At 71.9% G+C, this 19,610-nt stretch carries 12 protein-coding genes; 10 read left to right on the top strand and 2 right to left on the bottom strand.

What is annotated here, in order from left to right; all coding sequences use genetic code 11:
* The first annotated feature begins 234 nt into the window (after nucleotides 1-234).
* The 3 genes from AC07AZ_RS22335 to AC07AZ_RS22325 all read left to right on the top strand — a co-directional run bounded on the left by AC07AZ_RS22335 (nucleotide 235) and on the right by AC07AZ_RS22325 (nucleotide 5,881).
* On the top strand, nucleotides 235-438 hold the full coding sequence (locus tag AC07AZ_RS22335) for a hypothetical protein (RefSeq protein ID WP_053747983.1): 204 nt from the start codon (nucleotides 235-237) through the stop codon (nucleotides 436-438).
* Nucleotides 439-666: 228 nt separating this feature from the next.
* Nucleotides 667-4,221, top strand: coding sequence for a chromosome segregation protein SMC (gene smc / locus AC07AZ_RS22330; RefSeq protein WP_478850368.1), 3,555 nt, complete (start codon nucleotides 667-669; stop codon nucleotides 4,219-4,221).
* A gap of 238 nt (nucleotides 4,222-4,459) precedes the next feature.
* A complete protein-coding gene (locus tag AC07AZ_RS22325; RefSeq protein ID WP_478850366.1) occupies nucleotides 4,460-5,881 on the top strand; it encodes a sugar porter family MFS transporter in 1,422 nt (473 codons plus the stop codon).
* 87 nt (nucleotides 5,882-5,968) lie between these two features.
* Here the strand turns inward: AC07AZ_RS22325 and AC07AZ_RS22320 are convergent, their stop codons facing one another.
* Complete coding sequence (locus AC07AZ_RS22320; RefSeq protein WP_478850364.1) at nucleotides 5,969-6,940, bottom strand: LLM class flavin-dependent oxidoreductase; 972 nt, start codon at nucleotides 6,938-6,940, stop codon at nucleotides 5,969-5,971.
* A gap of 238 nt (nucleotides 6,941-7,178) precedes the next feature.
* On the opposite strand from AC07AZ_RS22320, the gene ftsY reads away from it, so the two are divergent.
* Nucleotides 7,179-8,390, top strand: a complete 1,212-nt coding sequence (gene ftsY, locus AC07AZ_RS22315) for a signal recognition particle-docking protein FtsY (RefSeq protein ID WP_478850362.1) — start codon at nucleotides 7,179-7,181, stop codon at nucleotides 8,388-8,390.
* A gap of 244 nt (nucleotides 8,391-8,634) precedes the next feature.
* On the opposite strand, the gene AC07AZ_RS22310 is transcribed toward ftsY, so the two are convergent.
* The gene (locus tag AC07AZ_RS22310) at nucleotides 8,635-9,291 is read right to left on the bottom strand and encodes a bifunctional DNA primase/polymerase (RefSeq protein ID WP_478850360.1); all 657 of its coding nucleotides are present in this window, start codon (nucleotides 9,289-9,291) and stop codon (nucleotides 8,635-8,637) included.
* Between the two features lie 434 nt (nucleotides 9,292-9,725).
* Here AC07AZ_RS22310 and nsdA point away from each other — a divergent pair, with 434 nt between their 5' ends.
* The 6 genes from nsdA to AC07AZ_RS22280 all read left to right on the top strand — a co-directional run.
* On the top strand, nucleotides 9,726-11,249 hold the full coding sequence (gene nsdA, locus AC07AZ_RS22305; protein ID WP_478850358.1) for a transcriptional repressor NsdA: 1,524 nt from the start codon (nucleotides 9,726-9,728) through the stop codon (nucleotides 11,247-11,249).
* Nucleotides 11,250-11,564: 315 nt separating this feature from the next.
* Nucleotides 11,565-12,905: an ammonium transporter gene (locus AC07AZ_RS22300; protein ID WP_478850356.1), complete on the top strand. Its 1,341-nt coding sequence runs from the start codon at nucleotides 11,565-11,567 to the stop codon at nucleotides 12,903-12,905.
* Nucleotides 12,902-13,240, top strand: a complete 339-nt coding sequence (locus AC07AZ_RS22295; protein WP_003997576.1) for a P-II family nitrogen regulator — start codon at nucleotides 12,902-12,904, stop codon at nucleotides 13,238-13,240. The genes AC07AZ_RS22300 and AC07AZ_RS22295 overlap by 4 nt, the downstream gene beginning before the upstream one ends.
* 42 nt (nucleotides 13,241-13,282) lie before the next feature.
* Nucleotides 13,283-15,733 (top strand): [protein-PII] uridylyltransferase, encoded by a 2,451-nt coding sequence (locus tag AC07AZ_RS22290; RefSeq protein ID WP_478850354.1) that lies wholly within the window; start codon nucleotides 13,283-13,285, stop codon nucleotides 15,731-15,733.
* 643 nt (nucleotides 15,734-16,376) lie between these two features.
* Nucleotides 16,377-17,930: a signal recognition particle protein gene (gene ffh / locus AC07AZ_RS22285; RefSeq protein WP_478850352.1), complete on the top strand. Its 1,554-nt coding sequence runs from the start codon at nucleotides 16,377-16,379 to the stop codon at nucleotides 17,928-17,930.
* Between the two features lie 487 nt (nucleotides 17,931-18,417).
* The coding region (locus AC07AZ_RS22280; RefSeq protein ID WP_478850350.1) for an ATP-dependent metallopeptidase FtsH/Yme1/Tma family protein at nucleotides 18,418-19,610 on the top strand (1,193 nt) is incomplete at its 3' end.

Below are 19,610 nucleotides of genomic sequence, written 5' to 3'. Positions count from 1 at the left end.
GCGTCGCAGCGCCGCCGGTATCCGGCCGCGCGCCCGGGGCCGCCCGCCGATACCGGGCGTGATCGTGTTGACCGTCAAACTTTTTGGTGAGACGCTGAAAGCACCCCGCGCACCTTAGCTGTTTGGCATGGATGAACGGCAAACCCGAACTCAAAAGTGTCAATCACCGCGGGTGCGAATCCCTCACGACCCACACCGCTTCGGTCGGTCACTCAGTGTGGAGGACCATCCATCATGGCAAAGGCGCTTCTCGGTTACGTCGGCGGCTCCGACCCTCGGCTCCTCGCCGAGATGCGACGGCTCCAGCAGCGCGTACAGGATCTGGAATCCGAACTCGTACGGATCCAGGCCGAGAACGACACGCTCGCGGCTGCCGCTTCTCACGACAGGATCATGGAGAGCATCGACGCACACCAGGCGGAGCCCGCGCTCACCTGATCACTGCATCGCTCACGACAGCTCACGCAGTGGTTGTGCGGCCTGTCTCAACCGCTTAGTTGTCAGATTTGCAAGGGACGCTTCGGCGTCCCTTCTTTCTTTCTCCGCACGTCTTTCCTTCCCCCGCAAGCCTTTTCACCCTCTTCACGTCTGGTGTGCCCTCCGCGTTCACACGTGAAACCGCGGGTTCATGGAGTGAGACACCCCCGAAAGGTAGAGTCCGGCGGCGTGCACCTCAAGGCCCTGACCCTGCGCGGGTTCAAGTCGTTCGCCTCGGCGACCACGCTCCGGTTCGAACCGGGCATCACGTGCGTCGTGGGGCCGAACGGCTCGGGCAAGTCCAACGTGGTGGACGCGCTCAGCTGGGTGATGGGCGAGCAGGGCGCCAAGTCGCTGCGCGGCGGCAAGATGGAGGACGTCATCTTCGCCGGCACCACCGGCCGCCCCCCGCTGGGCCGCGCCGAGGTGTCCCTGACCATCGACAACTCCGACGGGGCGCTGCCCATCGAGTACGCCGAGGTCACCATCACGCGGATCATGTTCCGCAACGGCGGCAGCGAGTACCAGCTCAACGGCGACACCTGCCGGCTCCTCGACATCCAGGAGCTTCTCTCCGACTCCGGCATCGGCCGGGAGATGCACGTCATCGTCGGCCAGGGCCAGCTCGACTCCGTCCTGCACGCCGACCCGATGGGCCGTCGCGCCTTCATCGAGGAGGCCGCCGGCGTCCTCAAGCACCGCAAGCGCAAGGAGAAGGCGCTGCGGAAACTGGACGCGATGAAGGCCAACCTCGCGCGCGTGCAGGATCTGACCGACGAACTGCGCCGCCAGCTCAAGCCGCTGGGCCGGCAGGCCGCGGTCGCCCGCCGGGCCGCGGTCATCCAGGCCGACTTCCGGGACGCGCGCCTGCGGCTGCTCGCCGACGACCTGGTCCGGCTGCGCGAGGCGCTCACCGCCGAGATCGCCGACGAGGCCGCCCTCAAGGAACGCAGGGAGACCGCCGAGCGCGAGCTCAGGCAGGCCCTCCAGCGCGAGGCGCTCCTGGAGGACGAGGTACGGCAGCTCACCCCGCGCCTCCAGCACGCCCAGCAGACCTGGTACGAGCTCTCCCAGCTCGCCGAACGGGTCCGCGGCACGGTCTCGCTGGCCGACGCCCGGGTCAAGAGCGCCACCTCCGCGCCCCCCGAGGACCGTCGCGGCCGCGACCCCGAGGACATGGAGCGCGAGGCCGCCCGGATCCGCGAGCAGGAGGCGGAGCTCGAAGCGGCTCTGGAGGCGGCCGAGCGGGCCCTTGAGGACACGGTCGCCCACCGCGCCGACCTGGAACGCGAGCTGACCCACGAGGAACGCCGTCTCAAGGACGTCGCCCGAGCCATCGCCGACCGGCGCGAGGGCCTGGCCCGGCTGAACGGCCAGGTCAACGCGGCCCGCTCGCGCGCCGCCTCCGCCCAGGCCGAGATCGACCGGCTGGCCACCGCCCGCGACGAGGCCCGGGAGCGGGCCGTCGCCGCCCAGGAGGAGTACGAGGCGCTCAAGGCGGAGGTCGACGGCCTCGACGCCGGCGACCTGGAACTCGCCGGGCGGCACGAGACGGCGAAGGCGGACCTGGCCGAGGCGGAGGCCGCCCTGACGGCGGCCCGCGAGGCGGTCACGGTGGCCGAGCGCAGGCGCGCCGCGACCCAGGCCCGCCGCGAGGCGCTCGCCCTGGGCCTGCGTCGCAAGGACGGCACCGGCGCGCTGCTCGGCGCGCGGGACCGGCTCGCCGGTCTGCTGGGCCCCGCCGCCGGGCTGCTGAGCGTGACGCCCGGCCACGAGGTCGCCCTCGCCGCCGCGTTCGGCGCGGCGGCGGACGCCCTGGCGGTGACGACGCCGGCCGCCGCCGCCGACGCGATCCGCCTGCTGCGCAAGCAGGACGCGGGACGGGCGGCACTGCTGCTGAGCGGCGCCCCCGACGACGTACCGCAGGAGCCGCGGGGCGACGGGCCGCCGTACGCCGCCGAACTCGTGCGCGGTCCCGCGGAGCTGATGCCCGCCGTACGGCGGCTGCTGCGCGGGATCGTCGTGGTCGCCACCCTGGAGGACGCCGAGGACCTTGTGTACGCGCGTCCCGGGCTGACCGCGGTGACCGCCGAGGGCGACCTGCTGGGCGCGCACTTCGCGCACGGCGGGTCCGCCGGGGCGCCCAGCCTGCTGGAGGTGCAGGCGTCCGTGGACGAGGCGGCCGCCGAGCTGGAGGAGCTGGCCGTGCGCTGCGAGGAGCTGACCGCGGCGCAGCACGCGGCCGGTGAGCGGCGCCGGGAGTGCGCCGCGCTGGTCGAGGAGCTGGGGGAGCGGCGACGGGCCGCGGACCGCGAGAAGTCGGCCGTCGCCCAGCGCCTCGGCGCTCTCGCCGGCCAGGCGCGGGGCGCGGCCGGTGAGGCCGAACGGTCGACCGCGGCGGCCGTCCGGGCCCAGGAGGCGCTCGACCGGGCCGTGGACGAGGCCGAGGAACTCGCCGAACGCCTCGCCGTGGCCGAGGAGCTGCCCGTCGAGGAGGAGCCCGACACGTCGGTGCGCGACCGGCTCGCCGCCGACGGGGCCAACGCGCGGCAGACCGAGATGGAGGCGCGACTCCAGGTCCGTACGCACGAGGAGCGGGTCAAGGGGCTCGCCGGACGGGCGGAGTCCCTCGACCGCGCCGCGCGGGCGGAGCGGGAGGCACGCGCCCGCGCGGAACAGCGCCGGGCCCGGCTGCGGCACGAGGCTGCCGTGGCGGCGGCCGTCGGCTCCGGCGCGCGCCAGGTGCTCGCGCACGTCGAGGTGTCGCTCGGCCGGGCGCAGCGGGAGCGGGCCGTGGCGGAGGCGGCCAAAGCCAGCCGCGAGCAGGAACTGACCGTCGCGCGCGGCACGGGACGCGACCTCAAGGCCGAACTCGACAAGTTGACTGATTCGGTTCACCGCGGCGAGGTACTCGGTGCCGAGAAGCGGCTGCGGATCGAGCAGCTGGAGACCAGGGCGCTGGAGGAACTCGGTGTCGAACCGGCGGGGCTCGTGGCGGAGTACGGCCCCCGCCAACTGGTGCCGCCCTCGCCCCCCGCCGAGGGTGAGGAACTGCCGGAGGACCCCGAGCACCCGCGCAACCAGCCCCGGCCGTTCGTCCGGGCGGAGCAGGAGAAGCGGCTCAAGGCGGCCGAACGGGCGTATCAGCAGCTCGGAAAGGTCAACCCGCTCGCCCTGGAGGAGTTCGCGGCGCTGGAGGAACGTCACCAGTTCCTCAGTGAGCAGCTGGAGGACCTGAAGAAGACCCGCGCCGACCTGCTCCAGGTCGTCAAGGAGGTCGACGAGCGGGTCGAGCAGGTCTTCACCGAGGCATACCGGGACACCGCCAGGGAGTTCGAGGGTGTCTTCGGCCGGCTGTTCCCGGGCGGCGACGGACGGCTCGTGCTGACCGACCCCGACAACATGCTCACCACGGGTGTGGACGTCGAGGCGCGGCCGCCGGGCAAGAAGGTCAAGCGGTTGTCGCTGCTGTCGGGAGGTGAACGGTCGCTGACGGCCGTCGCGCTGCTGGTGTCGATCTTCAAGGCGCGGCCCAGTCCGTTCTACGTCATGGACGAGGTCGAGGCGGCGCTCGACGACACCAACCTGCAGCGGCTGATCCGGATCATGCAGGAGCTGCAGGAGGCCTCGCAGCTGATCGTGATCACGCACCAGAAGCGCACGATGGAGGTCGCCGATGCGTTGTACGGCGTGTCCATGCAGGGCGACGGTGTGTCGAAGGTCATCTCGCAGCGTCTCCGCTAGGTGTATGCGGTCTACACCTATCCCGACCTGCATCTTCCGCAGACCTTCAAGTATTGAACACGGGCAGCGCACGTCACCGCCTCAGTTTTCCATGGTTCCCCCGTTTGAATTCGAAACTTGAAGGCATAGTCTCTGCAACGTTGCTTTTACCTTCAGGTGGTGGGCGGCGGTACGACGTGCGCCACTGGAAGGGCCGACCCCCACACCGGCAGCGTTGCCGGTGGCCCGAGGAGTACACGTGACCAGCACAGCGAAGGCACCCCAGCCGTCAGGAGCCGGGACGCCTCACCCCGAGCATCTCGGGCATGTCATCTTCATCGCGGCCGCGGCCGCGATGGGCGGGTTCCTCTTCGGCTACGACAGCTCCGTGATCAACGGCGCCGTCGAAGCCATCCGCAGCCGCTACGACATCGGCTCCGCGGCGCTGGCCCAGGTCATCGCCATCGCCCTGATCGGCTGCGCCATCGGGGCGGCCACCGCCGGCCGGATAGCCGACCGCATCGGCCGCATCCGCTGCATGCAGATCTCGGCCGTCCTCTTCACGATCAGCGCGGTCGGTTCGGCCCTGCCCTTCGCCCTGTGGGACCTCGCCTTCTGGCGCATCGTCGGCGGCTTCGCCATCGGCATGGCCTCGGTCATCGGCCCGGCCTACATCGCGGAGGTCGCCCCGCCCGCCTACCGCGGCCGCCTCGGCTCCTTCCAGCAGGCCGCGATCGTCATCGGCATCGCCGTCTCGCAGCTGGTCAACTGGGGTCTGCTGAACGCCGCCGGCGGCGACCAGCGCGGTGAGCTGATGGGCCTGGAGGCATGGCAGGTCATGCTCGGCGTCATGGTCGTCCCGGCCGTCCTGTACGGCCTGCTGTCCTTCGCGATCCCCGAGTCCCCCCGCTTCCTGATCTCCGTGGGCAAGCACGACCGGGCCCGTCAGATCCTCGACGAGGTCGAGGGCGACAGCGTCAACCTCGACGCCCGCGTCGCCGAGATCGAGCACGCGATGAAGAGCGAGCACAAGTCGAGCTTCAAGGACCTGCTCGGCAGTTCCTTCTTCTTCAAGCCGATCGTCTGGGTCGGCATCGGCCTGTCGGTCTTCCAGCAGTTCGTCGGCATCAACGTCGCGTTCTACTACTCCTCGACGCTGTGGCAGTCCGTCGGCGTCGACCCGACGGACTCGTTCCTGTACTCCTTCACCACGTCGATCATCAACATCGTCGGCACCGTGATCGCGATGATCTTCGTCGACCGCGTCGGCCGCAAGCCGCTCGCGCTCGTCGGCTCCGTCGGCATGGTGATCGGTCTCGGCCTGGAGGCCTGGGCCTTCTCCTACGACCTGGTCGACGGCAAGCTGCCGGCCACCCAGGGCTGGGTCGCCCTGGTCGCCGCCCATGTGTTCGTCCTCTTCTTCGCCCTGTCCTGGGGTGTCGTCGTCTGGGTCTTCCTCGGCGAGATGTTCCCCAACCGGATCCGGGCCGCCGCCCTGGGCGTCGCCGCCTCCGCGCAGTGGATCGCCAACTGGGCCATCACCGCGAGCTTCCCGTCGCTGGCCGACTGGAACCTGTCCGCGACCTACGTGATCTACACGGTCTTCGCCGCGCTCTCCATCCCGTTCGTCCTGAAGTTCGTCAAGGAGACGAAGGGCAAGACGCTGGAGGAGATGGGCTGAGCCTCCTCGCGAGGCCCCAGAACCCGAGGAGCCGGGCCAAGTCCCCGCTGCCCGCTCCTCGACATCCGTGAGGCGTGCTGCCCCGGCTCACCCGTCGAGCCGGGGCAGCACGTCCTCGCAGAACAGCCGCAGACTGCGCCACCCCTCGTCCACCGGCATCCCGCCCGCCAGCGGATGCAGGACGAGGTTGTCCAGGCCCTCGGCCACGCACGCGTCCGGCGTGAGGATGCGGTAGACGCCCTCCGCGCGCAGCTCCGCCACCGTGGTGGCCGCCGACTTCACCGCCGACCGGATGTCCCCGGACTGCCAGGAGGCGTAGGTCCGGGCCTCGTGCAGGAAGTGCTCGCCGTAGCGCGCCCAGGTTCGGTCCGGGTCCTCGGCGACGTGCAGCAGGGGCGTCTCGGCGGCGGGCATCATGGTCCAGCCCTCGGTGCCGTGCTCGACGAGTTGTTCCCGGTAGTAGTTCTCCAGCTCCGGCAGGTGCGCGCTGGGGAAGAAGGGCAGGCCCAGCCGGGCGGCGCGGCGGGCGGCGGCCTTCGAGGAGCCGCCGACCAGCAGCAACGGGTGCGGGTCGGTGAACGGGCGCGGGGTGACGCGTACCGTACGGCCCCGGTACTCGAACTCCTCGCCGGTCCACGCCTTCAGCACGGTCTGGAGCGTCTCGTCCTGGAGTCTGCCGCGCCGCTTCCACTCCACGTCGAACAGCGTGTACTCCTCGGGCCGGTACCCGATCCCGGCGACCGTCACCAGCCGTCCGCCGCTGAGCAGGTCCAGCACGGCGATGTCCTCGGCGAGCCGCAGCGGGTCGTGCAGCGGGCCGATGATCGCCGACACCGTGACCGCGAGGTGCCGGGTGGCGCCGAACACCGCTCCGGCGAAGGCGAACGGCGACGGCAGCCAGTTGTTCTCGACCCCGTGGTGCTCCTCGGTCTGCACGGTGGTGACCCCGTGCTCGTCGGCGTACGCGGCCATCTCCAGGGCGGCCCGGTAGCGGGCGCCGAGCGAGGCGGGGGTGGCGTCGGGCTCGACCAGGTTGAACCGTACGACCGTGACGGACATGGGCAGTCCCCTTCGCCGGGCGGGTGGCGTTCCGGTGGAGGGGGACGGTAGCTGACGGTGCGTCAGACATCCAGGGCCCGGGTGACGGGTGTACGGCGGCTCGTCCCCGGTGATCCGTCCAGGACGGCCCGTTCCACGACGGCCCGCCCACCACCCCGGTGACCGCCCACCCCGTTCGCCCGGCCCCCGCGCGGGCAACCGGGGAGCGGGCGGGGGGTCACGCCATACTGGAGCTGTTATGGAAACCGTCATCCTTGCTGTAGTCATCGCCGTGGTCGTGCTCGGTGCGCTCGGAGGGCTGGTCGTCGGCAGCCGGCGCCGGAAGTCGCTGCCACCGCCGCCCCCCACCGCCCCCGACATCACCGCCCCTCCGGCCGAGCCGCACGTCGGCGACGAGGCCGAGACGCCGCACGACGAACCGCGCCGGACGATAGAGGAGGTGGATCTTCCGGACGGCTCGGCCCCCGCGGCCGTCGAGGAGCCGCTCGTCGTCCCCGAACTCGAAGTCCCCGAGATCGAGGTGCCCGAGCCGACGGCCGGACGCCTCATCCGCCTGCGGGCCAGGCTCTCCCGGTCCCAGAACGCCCTCGGCAAGGGACTGCTCACGCTCCTGTCGCGCGAGCATCTCGACGAGGACACCTGGGAGGAGATCGAGGAGACCCTGCTCACCGCCGACGTCGGCGTGCTGCCCACCCAGGAACTGGTCGAGGGCCTGCGCGAGCGTGTGCGGGTGCTCGGTACCCGGACCCCGGACGAGCTGCGCGCGCTGCTGCGCGACGAGCTGCTCAAGCTGGTCCGCACCGACGCCGACCGCGCGGTCCGGACCGAGCCCGGGACCGGCAAGCCCGGCATCGTGATGGTCGTCGGCGTCAACGGCACCGGCAAGACCACGACCACCGGCAAGCTCGCCCGGGTCCTGGTGGCCGACGGCCGCAGCGTCGTCCTCGGCGCCGCCGACACCTTCCGGGCCGCCGCCGCCGACCAGCTCCAGACCTGGGGCGAGCGGGTCGGCGCCCACACCGTGCGCGGACCGGAGGGCGGCGACCCCGCCTCCGTCGCCTTCGACGCGGTCAAGGAGGGCAAGGAGATGGGCGCCGACGTGGTGCTCATCGACACCGCCGGCCGGCTGCACACCAAGACCGGACTCATGGACGAGCTCGGCAAGGTCAAGCGCGTGGTCGAGAAGCACGCCCCGCTCGACGAGGTGCTGCTCGTCCTGGACGCGACGACGGGACAGAACGGTCTGGTGCAGGCGCGGGTCTTCGCCGAGGTCGTGGACATCACCGGCATCGTGCTCACCAAGCTGGACGGTACGGCGAAGGGCGGCATCGTGGTCGCGGTCCAGCGCGAGCTGGGCGTACCGGTCAAGCTGATCGGTCTCGGCGAGGGCGCCGACGACCTGGCGCCGTTCGACCCGGAGGCGTTCGTCGACGCCCTTGTCGGCGAGTAGGACGGCGCCGGCCGAACCCCTCCCGGCGGCGGACCGGACGAACCACGGAAGCCGGCGAACCACCGGAACCGGACGCACCGCAGGCGCGAGCCGGGAACGAAGAAGCGCCCGCCCCCGACACACGGTCGGGGACGGGCGCTTCGCCGTGCCGGCCGCTCGGCGCCGGCCGCCTCGTCCGAGTCCGTGCGTTCCAGGGCGGCCCGCGCCGCGGCCGCCGGGTGACGCGCCCCGCCGCTCGCCGGGCCTACGCGCGTGACCGGTGCGCCACGTACGCCAGTGTGCCCAGCAGCAGGCGCGCGGCCGGCGGTTTCGCCGAGGCGTCCAGGGCGGGGGAGCGCAGCCAGCGCACCGGGCCCAGGCCCCCGCGGTCGGAGGGCGGGGCCGTGACGGACGTACCCGGGCCGAGGCCGCGCAGGTCGAGGGAGCACGGGTCGTCCCAGCCCATGCGGTAGAGCAGGTCGGAGAGTCCGGCGGCGGCGCCGGGGGCTACGAGGAACTGGGCGCGGCCCTCCGGCGTCACCGTCACCGGGCCGAGGGGCAGGCCCATGCGCTCCAGGCGGACCAGCGCGCGGCGCCCGGCGGCCTCGGCCACCTCGATCACGTCGAAGGCCCGGCCGACCGGCAGCATCACCGAGGCGCCGGGGAACTCCCCCCAGATGCGGGTCACTTCGTCGAGCGTGGCACCGGCCCGGACCTGCGGTGCGAAGGCGAGCGGGTGGGCGCCCGGCGCGGGGCAGTCGGCGCGGCCGCAGGAGCAGGTGCCGGCGGCGGCCCGCGCACCCGGCACGACCTCCCAGCCCCACAGTCCGGTGAACTCGGCGACGGCGGTGCACTCCGAGGAGCGGCCGCGCCGACGCGAGCCGGAGCGGATCTCCCGAATACCGCCGATCGTGAAGTCCATGCCCCCTCCAACGGGTCCAGCGCACCGATGGTTACGCGGTGAAGCCGAACCGTGACCCTCTGTCACGACTTCTGGTTCCACGCGGCGCCCGGACGTGTCCCGGGTGGTGCACCCGGCCGTACGCGCCCCCGAGTGCACCGCTTCGCCGACTCTGGTTCGCCCTATGTCAAGTGAATCGTGCGCGGGCAACCGTTAGTTCATTCGAAGGGGTGGCGAATGGTGGCGTTTACGCGTTCGCCATGGCTGGACGGGTGATCGTGGGATTACTGTGAGTGCACGAGTCCTGGGGGCACATGCGCTTGTGGGTATGCCGGAGGCAAGGCGGCTTCCCGTTCGAAGGGTGACGACCACCGTACGGGCGGCGGTATTTACCGGCATTCTGATAGGGCTTGGCGCACTCGGTGACAAGTGGTCTCAGGGATGGGGGCGTTCCAGTGGGCGGCAACGGCGGAAGCGGGACAGGCGCTGGAAACGCCGTGCAGGCTGACAAGCGCCCCAACGAACTGCTCTCCTCGTGGTTCGTGCGCAGCGGCTGGTCCAAAGGCGAGCTGGCCCGCCAAGTCAACCGCCGGGCACGCCAGTTGGGCGCCAACCACATCTCCACGGACACCTCCCGGGTGCGCCGCTGGCTGGACGGCGAGAACCCGCGCGAACCGATTCCCAGGATCCTGTCCGAGCTGTTCTCCGAGCGGTTCGGCTGCGTGGTCTCCGTCGAGGACCTCGGGCTGCGCGCCACCCGCCAGTGCCCGTCCGTCTCCGGCGTCGACCTGCCCTGGACGGGCCCCCAGACCGTGGCCCTGCTCAGCGAGTTCTCGCGCAGCGACCTGATGCTGGCGCGGCGCGGCTTCCTCGGATCCTCGCTGGTCCTGTCCGCGGGCCCGTCCCTCATCGAACCGATGCAGCGCTGGCTGGTGCCCGCGCAGACGCCCCCGCGGCACCCGTCCTCCGACCCCGGCTCCCCGCAGCAGGACCCCGAGGTCTCGGCCGCGAGCCGCCGGGCCGGCCGGCTGTCCCGGCCCGAGCTGGAGCTCCTGGAGTCCACCACCGTCATGTTCCGCCAGTGGGACGCCCAGTGCGGCGGCGGCCTGCGCCGCAAGGCGGTCGTCGGCCAGCTGCACGAGGTGACCGACCTGCTCCAGGAACCGCAGCCCGAGCACACCACCCACAAGCTCTTCAAGGTCGCCGCCGAACTGGCCGAGCTGGCCGGCTGGATGTCGTACGACGTGGGGTTGCAGCCCACCGCCCAGAAGTACTTCGTCCTCGCCCTGCACGCGGCCAAGGAGGCCGGCGACAAGCCGCTCGGCTCGTACGTGCTGTCCAGCATGAGCCGCCAGATGATCCACCTCGGGCGGCCCGACGACGCCCTGGAACTGATCCACCTCGCGCAGTACGGCAGCCGGGACTGCGCGAGTCCGCGCACCCAGTCCATGCTGTATGCGATGGAGGCGCGGGCGTACGCCAACATGGGCCAGCCCGGCAAGTGCAAGCGGGCGGTCCGGATGGCCGAGGACGTCTTCGCCGACGCCGACGACTGGGACGAGCCGGACCCCGACTGGATCCGCTTCTTCTCCGAGGCCGAGCTGTACGGCGAGAACTCCCACTCCTACCGCGACCTGGCCTACGTCGCCGGCCGCAGCCCCACGTACGCCTCCCTGGCCGAGCCCCTCATGCAGCGAGCGGTGGACCTCTTCGCCGACGACGACGAGCACCAGCGGTCGTACGCACTGAACCTGATCGGCATGGCCACCGTCCACCTGCTGCGCCGCGAGCCCGAACAGAGCACGGTGCTCGCGGGGCGGGCCATGCAGATCGCCAGGAAGGTGCGCTCCGAGCGGGTCAACACTCGTATCCGGAAAACGGTCGACACGGCCGTACGCGATTTCGGGGACCTCGCCGAGGTCGTGAACCTCACCGACAAGCTCGCGGCAGAGCTGCCGGAGACCGCCGAAGCGGTCTGATCCCCCCTGAGCCCCGGCCGCGGCCGGCCCTCCCGAACAGCCCGACTCGGCTCCCCCATGCCAGGTCGTCGGAGAGCCGTCCGCGGCCGGTTTGCGTCCCTCTCCGAAGGTTGCGCCACGATAACGATCCACTCGGCGAACATCAGGCAGTTCATCGACGCGTAACGCACAGGGCGCCTTCGTCACGGCGGCGAAACAACGAGGGGCGTCCGCCGAAACCGCGCTGCGTCAATCTCATGGCGCATAACCGGCCCACCCCTCAAATCCGCTCAGGCTTCGCCCGCACGGGGCCGTACCAACGACGAGGAGACGCCGATGGCCCCAGCCATCACGCTAGCCGCAGAGGCACCCAAGCTCTCTGCCGCCAACACCGGCTTCATGCTCATCTGTTCCGCCCTGGTGCTGATCATGACCCCGGGCCTCGCCTTCTTCTACGGAGGCATGGTCCGCGTCAAGAGCACGCTCAACATGCTGATGATGAGCTTCATCAGCATCGGCATCGTCACCATCCTCTGGGTGCTGTACGGCTTCTCCATGGCCTTCGGTACGGACTCCGGCGGCTTCATCGGCTGGACGTCCGACTGGGTGGGGCTCAGCCACATCGGGCTGACGGAGCTGTGGCCCGGATACACCATCCCGGTCTTCGTCTTCATGGTCTTCCAGATGATGTTCGCCATCATCACGCCCGCCCTGATCAGCGGCGCCCTCGCGGACCGCGTGAAGTTCACGGCCTGGGCACTGTTCGTCGCGCTGTGGGCCACGGTCGTCTACTTCCCGGTCGCGCACTGGGTCTGGGGCGCCGGCGGCTGGGCCTTCGAACTCGGCGTGATCGACTTCGCCGGTGGTACGGCGGTCCACATCAACGCGGGTGCCGCGGCGCTCGGCGTGATCCTGGTCATCGGCAAGCGGGTCGGCTTCAAGAAGGACCCGATGCGCCCGCACAGCCTCCCGCTGGTCATGCTCGGCTCCGGTCTCCTGTGGTTCGGCTGGTTCGGATTCAACGCCGGCTCCTGGCTCGGCAACGACGACGGCGTCGGCGCGCTGATGTTCGTCAACACGCAGGTCGCCACCGCCGCCGCCATGCTGGCCTGGCTCATCTACGAGAAGATCCGCCACGGCACGTTCACCACGCTGGGCGCCGCCTCCGGTGCCGTCGCCGGCCTGGTCGCCATCACCCCCTCGGGTGGTGCGGTCTCCCCGCTCGGCGCGATCGCCGTCGGCGCCATCGCCGGTCTGCTGTGCGCCATGGCCGTCGGCCTGAAGTACCGGTTCGGCTACGACGACTCCCTCGACGTGGTCGGCGTTCACATGGTCGGCGGAGTCATCGGCTCCCTGCTGATCGGCCTGTTCGCCAGCGGCAAGGGCCAGTCCACCGTCGAGGGTCTCTTCTACGGCGGCGGTCTGACCCAGTTCTGGAAGCAGTGCGCCGGCGTCTTCGCGGTCCTCGCCTACTCGCTGGTCGCCTCCGCGGTCCTCGCCTTCCTGATCGACAAGACGATCGGCATGCGGGTCCCCGAGGACGACGAGGTGGCCGGTATCGACCAGGCCGAGCACGCCGAGACCGCATACGACTTCAGCGGCGCCGGCGGCGGTGCCGTCCGGACCGCTGGTCCCGCCCCGGTCGCCGACACCGCGAGCAAGAAGGTGGACGCATGAAGCTCATCACCGCCGTCGTGAAGCCCCACCGGCTCGACGAGATCAAGGAGGCCCTGCAGGCCTTCGGGGTCCACGGCCTGACGGTCACCGAAGCGAGCGGCTACGGTCGTCAGCGGGGCCACACCGAGGTCTACCGCGGTGCCGAGTACACGGTCGACCTGGTCCCCAAGATCCGCATCGAGGTGCTGGCCGAGGACGACGACGCCGAGCAGTTGATCGACGTCATCGTCAAGGCGGCCAGGACCGGCAAGATCGGTGACGGCAAGGTCTGGTCCCTGCCGGTCGAGACGGCCGTCCGGGTGCGGACCGGCGAGCGCGGCCCGGACGCGCTCTGAAGAGCTGGACGCGTTCAACAGAAGAACGACAGGAGTCGCTGGGTGACGAGTAGGCACGTGAGCAAGGAAGCAGACGACTCGGGACCCAGCGGCTACGCGGCGGCCCGGCTGCGCCTCCTCCAGGAGGCGGCGCGGTCCGGGCCGCCGCGCCGTGCGGCCCTCAGCGAACTGACCGACGACTGGCTCTCCGGCCTCTTCGAGGCGGCCACCGGGGGACTGCGCGGAGCGTCCCTCGTCGCCGTCGGCGGCTACGGCCGCGGCGAGCTGTCCCCCCGCAGCGACCTGGACCTGCTCCTGCTGCACGACGGCAGCGACTCCGCCGCGGTCGCCGCCCTGGCCGACCGCCTCTGGTACCCCGTGTGGGACCTCGGCCTTGCCCTGGACCACTCGGTCCGCACTCCGGCCGAGGCCCGGAAGACGGCCGGCGAGGACCTCAAGGTCCAGCTCGGCCTGCTCGACGCCCGCCACCTCGCCGGCGACCTCGGCCTCACCGCCGGACTGCGCACCGCCGTCCTCGCCGACTGGCGCAACCAGGCCCCCAAACGCCTCCCCGAACTCCACGAACTGTGCACCGAGCGCGCCGAACGCCAGGGCGAGCTGCAGTACCTCCTGGAGCCCGACCTCAAGGAGGCCCGCGGCGGCCTGCGCGACGCCACCGCCCTGCGCGCCGTAGCCGCCTCCTGGCTGGCCGACGCCCCGCGCGAGGGCCTCGACGACGCCCGGCGCCGGCTGCTCGACGTCCGCGACGCGCTGCACCTGACGACCGGCCGGGCCACCGACCGGCTCGCCCTCCAGGAACAGGACCAGGTGGCCGCCGAGCTCGGCCTCCTCGACGCGGACACCCTCCTGCGGCAGGTCTACGAAGCGGCCCGCGTCATCTCGTACGCCAGCGACGTCACCTGGCGCGAGGTCGAGCGGGTGCTGCGCTCCCGCGCCGTACGGCCGCGGCTGCGCGCCATGCTCGGCGGCGGCAAACCGGTCGCCGAGCGCTCCCCGCTGGCCGAGGGCGTGGTGGAACAGGACGGCGAGGTGGTGCTCGCCCGGGCCGCCCGCCCCGAACGCGACCCCGTCCTCCCGCTGCGCGCCGCGGCCGCCGCCGCGCAGGCCGGCCTCCCGCTCTCCCTGCACGCCGTCCGGCGCCTCGCGGCCACCGTGCGCCCGCTGCCCACGCCCTGGCCGGCCGAGGCCCGGGAACAGCTCGTCACCCTGCTGGGCTCCGGCACCCCGACCATCGAGGTCTGGGAGGGGCTGGAGGCCGCGGGCCTGATCACCCAGCTGCTGCCCGACTGGGAGCGGGTGCGCTGCCGCCCGCAGCGCAACGCGGTGCACATCTGGACCGTCGACCGGCACCTCATCGAGACCGCCGTCCGCGCCTCCGAGTTCGCCCGCCGCGTCAGCCGCCCCGACCTGCTCCTGGTGGCCGCCCTGCTGCACGACATCGGCAAGGGCTGGCCCGGCGACCACTCCGTGGCCGGCGAGATCATCGCCAAGGACGTGGCCGCCCGCATCGGCTTCGACCGCGCGGACGTGGCCGTCCTCGCCACCCTGGTACGGCACCACCTGCTGCTCATCGAGACGGCCACCCGGCGCGACCTGGAGGACCCGGCCACCGTGCGCTCGGTCGCCGAGGCCGTCGGCACCCAGAGCACCCTGGAGCTGCTGCACGCGCTGACCGAGGCCGACGCCCTGGCCACCGGTCCTGCCGCGTGGTCGTCCTGGCGCGGCTCCCTCGTCACCGACCTGGTCAAACGGGTCGCCGCGGTGCTCGCCGGGGACGCCCCCGAAGAGCCCGAGGCCCTCGCCCCCACCGCCGAGCAGGAACGACTCGCCATCGAGGCGGTCGCCACCGGCAGCCCCGTCCTGGCGCTGCGCGCCCAGACCGAGCCGCCGCCCACCGAGGAGCAGCCCGTCGGCGACCCCGAGCCGCTCGGCGTGGAACTGCTCATCGCCGTACCGGACCAGGCGGGCGTGCTGCCCGCGGTGGCCGGTGTTCTCGCCATGCACCGGCTGACCGTGCGCACCGCGGAACTGCGCGCCCTCGACCTCCCGGACGGCGTCGATGGTTCCGTCCTGTTGCTGAACTGGCGGGTCGCCGCCGAGTACGGCTCGCTGCCCCAGGCCGCCCGGCTGCGCGCCGATCTCGTCCGCGCGCTGGACGGCTCGCTGGAACTCACGGGCCGGCTCGCCGAACGGGACGCGGCCTACCCGCGCCGCCGGGGTGTCGTGGCGCCCCCGCCCCGGGTGACGGTCGCGCCGGCCGCCTCCCGGCTCGCGACGGTGATCGAGGTCCGCGCGCACGACGCCCCGGGTCTGCTGCACCGGATCGGGCGGGCCCTGGAGGACGCGAAGGTACGCGTGCGCAGCATGCACGTCTCGACGCTCGGCGCCAACGCCGTGGACGCCTTCTACGTGACCGGCCCCGAGGGCGCACCGCTCCCCGGCGAGGAAGCGGCGTCGGTGACGCGCAAACTGGAGGAGACGCTGCGGGGGTGACGCGGGGCGTCCGCCGGCGGGCGGCTGTGACCTTGTGCGGGCGGCCCTGGCTCTGCTGGTGGGCGGCTCGGCGCCTTGTGTCGGGCGGCTGCGCCTGTCGGCGGTCAGCTGTGACCCCTGTCGGTGGGCGGCTGTGACCGTGTGCGGGCGGTCGGCCTTGGGCTCTGCCGGTGGGCGACTCGGCGCCTTGCGGCGGAGGGCCGCGCCCCTGTCGACGGACGGTTGTGCCCCTTGGGGCGGACCGCGGCCCCTGCCGGCGGACGGCCTTGGGCCCTGTCGGTGGGCGGCTGTGGGGTCTGCCGGGTGGGCGGCCTGCCCCCCTGCGGCGGTCGGCCGTGACCGTGAGGCCCGCCGAGCCCGGGGCCGGGATCGCTGTGTTCCGGTTGGACGCCGGGACGCTCCCGTGGCCCGGACTCCTTGTGGTGCGCCGGTACCCGCGGGTGACCGGTCGCCTCCGGGCCGCCCGGTGCCCGTGGGGTGCCGGGCCTCCCGCGGGGCGTCCCGGCGGTGGCCGACGCGCGCCACGGCCGGCGGCGGGCCCCGTGCCGCCCGTCGAATACGGCAGGCGGGGACGATTGTCCCGCGCGGCCGGATACCCTGGAAGACGCTCACCCTGCCCCCGACTCCGAGGACCGACGCCGCCGTGTTCGATACTCTCTCCGACCGCCTCTCAGCGACCTTCAAGAACCTGCGCGGCAAGGGGCGCCTGAGCGAGGCGGACATCGACGCCACGGCGCGCGAGATCCGTATCGCGCTCCTCGAGGCGGACGTGGCGCTCCCCGTGGTCCGCACGTTCATCAAGAACGTCAAGGAGCGGGCCCTCGGGGCCGACGTCTCGCGGGCCCTGAACCCCGCCCAGCAGGTCCTGAAGATCGTCAACGAGGAACTCGTCACCATCCTCGGCGGCGAGACCCGTCGGCTGCGTTTCGCCAAGCAGCCGCCCACCGTGATCATGCTCGCCGGTCTCCAGGGTGCCGGTAAGACGACCCTCGCGGGCAAGCTCGGCCGCTGGCTCAAGGACCAGGGCCACTCGCCGCTGCTGGTCGCCGCCGACCTCCAGCGCCCCAACGCCGTCAACCAGCTCAGCGTCGTCGCCGAGCGCGCGGGCGTCGCCGTGTACGCGCCCGAGCCGGGCAACGGCGTCGGCGACCCGGTCAAGGTCGCCAAGGACTCCATCGACTTCGCGAAGGCCAAGGTCCACGACATCGTGATCGTGGACACCGCCGGCCGCCTCGGCATCGACCAGGAGCTGATGCGGCAGGCCGCCGACATCCGCGACGCGGTCCGCCCCGACGAGATCCTGTTCGTCGTCGACGCGATGATCGGCCAGGACGCGGTCAACACGGCCGAGTCCTTCCGCGACGGCGTCGGCTTCGACGGTGTCGTGCTGTCGAAGCTCGACGGCGACGCCCGCGGTGGCGCGGCCCTGTCGATCGCCTCGGTCACCGGCAAGCCGATCATGTTCGCCTCGAACGGCGAGAAGCTCGAGGACTTCGACGCGTTCCACCCCGACCGGATGGCCTCCCGCATCCTCGACATGGGTGACCTGCTCACCCTGATCGAGCAGGCGGAGAAGACGTTCAGTCAGGAAGAGGCCGAGAAGATGGCCTCCAAGCTGGCGTCCAAGAAGGGCCAGGACTTCACCCTGGACGACTTCCTGGCCCAGATGGAGCAGGTCCGGAAGATGGGCAGCATCAGCAAGCTGCTCGGCATGCTCCCGGGCATGGGCCAGATCAAGGACCAGATCGCCAACCTCGACGAGCGGGACGTCGACCGTACGGCCGCGATCATCAAGTCGATGACCCCGGCCGAGCGCCACGAGCCGACGATCATCAACGGCTCGCGCCGCGCCCGTATCGCCAAGGGTTCCGGCGTCGAGGTCAGCGCGGTGAAGAACCTCGTGGAGCGCTTCTTCGAGGCCCGCAAGATGATGTCCCGCATGGCCCAGGGCGGCGGCATGCCGGGCATGCCGGGGATGCCGGGCATGGGCGGCGGCCCCGGCCGGCAGAAGAAGCAGCAGAAGCAGGCCAAGGGCAAGCAGCGCTCCGGCAACCCGATGAAGCGCAAGCAGCAGGAGCAGGAGGAGGCCGCTCGCCGTGCCGCCGCCGCGCAGGGCGGCGGCGCCCTCGGCGTGCCCGGTCAGCAGGCCCCTCAGGACTTCGAACTGCCGGACGAGTTCAAGAAGTTCATGGGCTGAGGCAGTGCCTGCCTCGATCTGACGATCGAGGTCGGGGCGAGGAGGGGCGTACGTCTTCGGGCGTGCGCCCCTCTCGCGTGGGCGGGGCGGCGCGGGAGGGGTCTCGCCGCGTGGCGTCGGGGGCGGTGCGGGGCGGTGTGCGGCGCGATCCGGCGAGGCTCCGTCGACGGCGCGCCACGGGGCGGGCGACCTGCGGTGATGCGGGCAGTGGGCGGCCCCGTACGGGGGCTGCGGCGTGTGCGGCGCAGCGCCCCCTCTGAGGCGTGGCCGAAGCGACGCCCCACACGGGGCGTGCACACGCCGCCCGTGCGCCCCATACGGCCGCGCGGCCCCGCGCCCCGCCCGCCGCGCCCGCTCCGTCTCCGTCCCGCGCCGGCGCCCCACAGCCCGACCACCGAGGGTCACCCGCCTGACGGGCCCCTCGCGCAATGGGGTGACAAGCGCACTAATGTCGGCCGCATCCGGCGTCGGCGTGAAGGAGATGCGAGTGACCAGCCCCGTCCCGCCGCGCGACCGCACCGACAAACCCTGGCGCTCGGAGGGGGCGCCGGAGCAGGACCAGCCCAAGAAGCGCGGCCGCATGCCCGGGGGCTGGTGGCGGCTCCTCATCACCGCCCTGCTGGTCTTCGTCATCGCCAACCTGGTGCTCTCCTTCTTCGACCAGAGCGACGACACGACGATCTCGTACACCGAGTTCAGCCGGCAGGTCGGCGACAACAACGTCGCCAAGATCTACGCCAAGGGCGACGCCATCCAGGGCGAGCTGAAGAAGGCCCAGCCCCGCCCCGACGACAACGGCTCGGACGACGGTGACGGTGACTACAAGACCTTCACCACGCAGCGTCCGGAGTTCGCCGACGACGGTCTCTGGGCGGAGCTGGAACGGAACAAGGTCACGGTCACGGCGGAGCCCGTCGTCGCCGAACGCAGTCTCCTCTCCAATCTCCTGATCTCGTTGGCGCCGATACTGCTCCTCGTCGCGCTCTGGGTGTTCATCGCGCGCCGCATGAGCGCCGGACTCGGCGGGGGAGGGGGCATGCTCGGCCGTAAGCCGCCGCCCAAGCCCGTGGAGCTGGAGGAGGGCCGGCGGACCACGTTCGCCGACGTCGCCGGGATCGACGAGGTCGAGGGCGAGCTCAACGACATCGTCGACTTCCTCAAACACCCCGAGGCCTACCGTGCCATGGGAGCCAAGATGCCCCGCGGCGTCCTGCTCACGGGGCCGCCCGGTACGGGCAAGACACTGCTGGCCCGTGCTGTCGCGGGAGAGGCCGACGTACCGTTCTTCTCGGCCTCGGCCTCCGAGTTCATCGAGATGATCGTCGGCGTCGGCGCGGGGCGGGTCCGCGAACTCTTCGCCGAGGCCCGCAAGGTGGCACCGTCGATCATCTTCATCGACGAGATCGACACCATCGGGCGCGCGCGGGGCGGCGGCTCCGGCATGGGCGGCCACGACGAACGCGAGCAGACCCTCAACCAGATCCTCACCGAGATGGACGGCTTCTCCGGCTCCGAGGGCGTCATCGTGATAGCCGCCACCAACCGCGCCGACATCCTGGACCCCGCCCTCACCCGCCCCGGCCGCTTCGACCGCGTCGTCGCGGTCAGCCCGCCCGACCGGGGCGGCCGCGAGGCCATCCTGAAGATCCACACGCGCGACATCCCGCTCGCCCCCGGCAT

It is taken from the genome of Streptomyces sp. NPDC043878 (genome assembly GCF_056435735.1).
This window is presented reverse-complemented; position numbering and strand designations above follow the sequence as displayed.

Bases quoted from the DNA above. Each gene is read 5' to 3' on its own strand.
- AC07AZ_RS22335 (WP_053747983.1), top strand. From the start codon at position 235: ATGGCAAAGGCGCTTCTCGGTTACGTCGGCGGCTCCGACCCTCGGCTC.
- AC07AZ_RS22320 (WP_478850364.1), bottom strand. From the start codon at position 6,940: ATGTCCGTCACGGTCGTACGGTTCAACCTGGTCGAGCCCGACGCCACC.
- ftsY (WP_478850362.1), top strand. From the start codon at position 7,179: ATGGAAACCGTCATCCTTGCTGTAGTCATCGCCGTGGTCGTGCTCGGT.
- AC07AZ_RS22310 (WP_478850360.1), bottom strand. From the start codon at position 9,291: ATGGACTTCACGATCGGCGGTATTCGGGAGATCCGCTCCGGCTCGCGT.
- AC07AZ_RS22300 (WP_478850356.1), top strand. From the start codon at position 11,565: ATGGCCCCAGCCATCACGCTAGCCGCAGAGGCACCCAAGCTCTCTGCC.
- AC07AZ_RS22295 (WP_003997576.1), top strand. From the start codon at position 12,902: ATGAAGCTCATCACCGCCGTCGTGAAGCCCCACCGGCTCGACGAGATC.